The organism is Erwinia sp., from assembly GCF_031978025.1.
GTDB lineage: Bacteria > Pseudomonadota > Gammaproteobacteria > Enterobacterales > Enterobacteriaceae > Erwinia.
In genome coordinates this window covers 7,238-11,903 of record NZ_DALZCD010000102.1, presented here as the reverse complement: position 1 = coordinate 11,903, position 4,666 = coordinate 7,238, and the positions used below count along the sequence as shown (strand labels likewise).

At 57.1% G+C, this 4,666-nt stretch carries 4 protein-coding genes and 1 pseudogene; 2 read left to right on the top strand and 3 right to left on the bottom strand.

Annotated elements, in window-relative coordinates; translation table 11 throughout:
• Positions 1 to 246, top strand: a 246-nt coding sequence (locus RTK32_RS10165; protein WP_312043575.1) for a heavy metal-binding domain-containing protein, incomplete at its 5' end; no start/stop codon positions are given.
• A gap of 29 nt (positions 247 to 275) precedes the next feature.
• Positions 276 to 1,064, top strand: a complete 789-nt coding sequence (locus tag RTK32_RS10160; RefSeq protein ID WP_312043581.1) for an N-acetylmuramoyl-L-alanine amidase — start codon at positions 276 to 278, stop codon at positions 1,062 to 1,064.
• On the opposite strand, the gene ltaE is transcribed toward RTK32_RS10160, so the two are convergent.
• The 3 genes and pseudogenes from ltaE to RTK32_RS10145 form a co-directional block, all read right to left on the bottom strand.
• Complete coding sequence (ltaE, locus tag RTK32_RS10155) at positions 1,061 to 2,071, bottom strand: low-specificity L-threonine aldolase (protein ID WP_312043573.1); 1,011 nt, start codon at positions 2,069 to 2,071, stop codon at positions 1,061 to 1,063. The two genes, RTK32_RS10160 and ltaE, sit on opposite strands and share 4 nt — an antisense overlap.
• A gap of 59 nt (positions 2,072 to 2,130) precedes the next feature.
• Entirely contained in the window at positions 2,131 to 3,852 is a 1,722-nt protein-coding gene (poxB, locus tag RTK32_RS10150) for a ubiquinone-dependent pyruvate dehydrogenase (RefSeq protein WP_312043571.1), read from the bottom strand.
• Between the two features lie 132 nt (positions 3,853 to 3,984).
• A pseudogene (locus RTK32_RS10145) lies at positions 3,985 to 4,666 on the bottom strand (hydroxylamine reductase); the annotation flags it as partial.

The following is a 4,666-nucleotide window of genomic DNA, read 5'->3' as shown; positions in this document are numbered from 1 at the left end:
TTGGGGGCGAATATCTTCCGTGATTTTTTTGCCGGCATTCGCGATATCGTTGGTGGCCGCTCCGGCGCGTACGAAAAAGAATTGCGCAAGGCGCGTCAGATAGCTTTTGCCGAACTGGAAGAGCAGGCGAAAGCACTGGGCGCGGACGCCGTAGTCGGTATTGATATTGACTATGAAACCGTCGGCAAAGACAGCAGCATGCTGATGGTCAGCGTCAGCGGCACCGCGGTGAAAACACGCCGTTGAAGCGCCTGCTGACGACTCTGGCGGCGGCAATGGTTCTGAGCGCCTGTTCCTCCGGCCTGGAAAAACAGGCTGGCTACGTAGTGGATACGCGCCATGTTGCCTATGGGGCGCGCCCGCGTATTAAAGTGCTGGTTATCCACTATACCGCGGAAGATTTCCCCCGGTCGCTGGCTACGCTGACCGACCGGGAAGTCAGTACGCATTACCTTATCTCTGCCCGACCGCCCCGGTACGGAAAACAGCCCGTAGTGCTGCGGCTTGTGCCTGAGTCCGAGCTGGCCTGGCATGCGGGCATTAGTTTCTGGCGAGGCGCGACGCGCATCAACGACACATCACTTGGCATCGAGCTGGAAAACCCGGGCTATCGCCGCACGTTACAGGGGCGAGCCTGGTATCCTTTTACTCGTGAACAGATGGCGGCGCTAATGCCGCTGGCGAGAGATATTACCCGACGCTATGGCATCAGGCCGCAGGACATTGTCGGACACAGCGATATCGCACCTCAGCGCAAGCAGGATCCTGGCCCGTTATTTCCGTGGCAATGGCTGTATCAGCAGGGCATAGGTGCCTGGCCGGACGACGCTCGCGTGCGTTATTACCTGGCGGGAAGGGCGCCGGGTCAGCAGACGGACAGCGGGTATTTGCTGTCGCTGCTGGCGCGTTACGGCTATGAAGTGACGCCGAATGAGTCGGCTAAGCAGCAACAGCGGGTGATTGCCGCTTTCCAGATGCATTTCCGACCCACGGATTATTCAGGCAGGGCAGATGCGGAAAGCGAAGCGATTGCCAGGGCGCTGTTAGAAAAGTACAGGGACTAGTCCGGCTGGCTGGCCAGGAACGCTTTCCATTCCGCGACCACTTTTTCCAGCGCCGGACGATCCACATCCAGATGCGTGACCAAACGCGTTACGGCACCCGTGTGCAGCACGATACCCTTTTCGCGCATCCAGTCCCTGAGCGGTACGGCCTGATGCGCCGGCAGGCGGACAAAAACCATATTGGTATTCTGGCTGGAAACCTGCACTCCAGCGGCCTTCAGTTGTGCAGCCAGCCAGGCGGCGTTGTCGTGATCGTCCTGAAGTCGGGTGACGTTATGTTCCAGAGCATAAAGGCCGGCCGCGGCCAGAATGCCCGACTGTCGCATGGCGCCGCCGGTCATTTTGCGCCAGCGCTTTGCACGCTCGATATAGGCTTTGCTGCCGCACAGCAGCGAGCCAACCGGCGTGCCCAGGCCTTTTGACAGACAGATAGTCAGGGTATCGCAATATTGCGTGAGATCCCTTAGCGTGACGCCCAGCGCCACGGCGGCGTTGAAAATGCGTGCGCCGTCCACATGCAGCGCCAGCTTGTGCCGACGTGTAAATTCCCAGGCTTCCTGCAAATAGTTGATCGGCAGCACTTTACCGTTATGGGTATTTTCCAGACTCAACAAGCGGGTTATCGCGAAATGGAAATCATCCGGCTTGATAAATTGTTCGACCACATCCAGCGGCAGCGTACCGTCTTTTGCCGCCAGCACTGGCTGCGGCTGAATGCTGCCAAGTACCGCCGCGCCGCCAGCCTCATATTTGTAGTTATGGGCCAGCTGGCCGACGATGTACTCTTCGCCACGCTGACAGTGGCAGAGCAGCGCCACCAGGTTAGCCTGGGTGCCCGTCGGCAGAAAAAGTGCGGCTTCTTTCTCGCTGAGCGCGGCCGCTTTGGCCTCCAGCGCATTAACCGTGGGATCGTCCCCATAGACGTCGTCGCCGGTTTCGGCAGCCATCATGGCGGATAACATCGCGGCGGAAGGACGGGTAACCGTATCACTGCGTAAGTCAATCACTGTTGCGCTCCTTAAAGAGTAAAACGGACGCCGCAGCGTCCGTCAGACAGACCAATGTTTTACCGCAGCCAGTTGGTTTTCGCCAGTTCAACCACCTCGTCGCCGCGTCCGTTGATCAAGGCGCGCAGCATGTAGAGGCTGAAGCCTTTCGCCTGCTCCATTTTAATCTGCGGCGGCATCACCAGCTCTTCGCTGGCGGTGACCACATCCAGCAATACCGGACCGTCATGCGCCAGCATCTCTTCAATAGCGCTGGTCAGTTCGGAGGCGCGCTCCACGCGAATGCCTTTTACGCCGCAGGCCTTAGCGATATCGGCAAAAGCCGGATTTTGCAGCTCGGTGCCGTCGGTTAAATAGCCGCCAGACTGCATTTCCATCGCCACAAAGCCCAGTGAGCTGTTATTAAACACCACCAGCTTTACCGGAAGCTTGAGCTGCGCAACCGACAGGAAATCGCCCATTAGCATAGAGAAGCCACCGTCTCCGCACATGGCGATGACCTGGCGCTGCCTGTCGATTGACTGTGCACCCAGCGCCTGCGGCATGGCATTGGCCATGGAGCCATGGTTGAACGATCCCAATAAACGGCGCTTACCGTTCATTTTCAGATACCGCGCGGCCCAGACGGTAGGCGTACCGACGTCACAGGTAAAAATAGCGTCCTCGCTGGCCAGGGCACTAAGCTGCTGTGCCAGATATTGCGGATGGATCGCCTGTTTGTCATTGGCGGTTGCCAGATCGTCCAGGCTTTTTCTCGCTTCCTGATAATGCTTCAGGGCTTTATCAAGGAACGCGCGATCCTGTTTTACCTCCAGACGGGGCAACAGAGCGCAAAGGGCGGCCCGGACATCACCAACCAGAGCCATATCGACATGGCAGTGAGAACCAATGCTGCCCGGATCGATATCAATCTGAATAATTTTCGCTTTTTCAGGGTAAAACGCGCGGTAAGGGAATCTGGTCCCTAGCAGGATCACCGTATCGGCATTCATCATGGCGTGATAGCCGGATGAAAAACCAATCAGGCCGGTCATACCGACGTCGTAGGGGTTATCGTATTCAATATACTCCTTACCGCGCAGCGCATGAACGACAGGCGCCTTCAGCGTTTCCGCCAGCTGCACCACTTCCGTATGCGCGCCCGCGCAGCCGTAGCCGCACATCAGCGTAATATTTTTTGACTCGTTAAGGAGCTGAGCCAGCTTATCCAGTTCAGTGGCGGGAGGCTGAACGATAGGGAACTGCGGTGGATACCATTCAGCACGAGCGCCTTCTGGTGCGGGTTGTAGCGCCACATCGCCAGGAATAACCACGACCGAAACGCCACGGTTGATAATGGCTTTACGCATCGCAATGCCCAGCACCTGCTGTAGCTGCTCGGGGTTGGAAACCAGCTCACAGTAATGGCTGCACTCTTTAAACAGTTCCTGCGGATGCGTTTCCTGAAAATAACCGCTGCCGATCTCGCTGGAAGGAATGTGGGCAGCAATGGCCAGTACCGGCACGTTGTTGCGATGGCAATCATACAGACCGTTGATCAAATGCAGGTTGCCCGGTCCGCACGACCCGGCGCAAACGGCAAGCTGGCCGCTGATTTGTGCCTCAGCGCCCGCAGCGAAAGCGGCTACTTCCTCATGGCGGGTCGGCATCCATTCAATGGTGCCCATGCGGTTCAGGCTGTCGCTCAGCCCGTTAAGTGAATCCCCGGTTACGCCCCAAATGCGTTTCACGCCGGCGTTTTCAAGTGTTTTCGCCACCAGTGCGGCTAGCGTTTGCTTCATCTCAGCTCCTTTAAAGCTTTTATCAATTAATGTCCCGCAAGCAGGATCTTCAGCAAAAAGCATAGTCGAGGCTGAGCAAAGGGTAGGGCAATATGCGGCGCAATCCCAGGGTGCAAACAGGATGGCGCAGCATTAATCGAGCGCCGTTGCCAAATCTGCGGAAACCGTAGTTATCGGGCGCAGACCAAACTCTTTTTTCAGTAGTGCCTGAAGGTTTTCCGTCAAAAAGCCCGGCGCCGTGGGGCCGGTGTAAATATTTTTCACCCCGAGCGACAGAAGCGTCAGCAGCACAACAATGGCTTTTTGCTCGAACCAGGAGAGCACCAGTGATAAAGGCAGCTCGTTAATGTCGCAGTTTAATTTTTCCGCCAGCCTGACCGCCAATACGATAGCCGCATAGCTGTCGTTGCACTGCCCTACATCCAGCAGACGAGGAAGGCCGCCCAGCGAGCCAAAATTCAGCTTGTTAAAACGATATTTCCCGCAGCCCAGCGTCAGAATCAGGCAGTCATCAGGAATGGCGGTGGCCAGATCGGTAAAATAGCTGCGCTGAACGCGATTGCCATCACAGCCGCCCACCAGGAAAATGTGCCTGAGCTGTTGTTGCTTCACCAGGTCAATCACGCTGTCGGCGGCATCAAGCAGCACCTGGCGGCCAAAGCCGGTGGTAATGGTGAGGGGAATATCGCTGGTGGGAAAACCCGGCATCTGTTGCGCCTGAGCGATGACCGCAGAAAAATCGTCGTCGTGGAGATGATTCACGCCAGGCCAGCCAACGATGCTGCGGGTCCAGATACGCTGCTGATAATCCCCT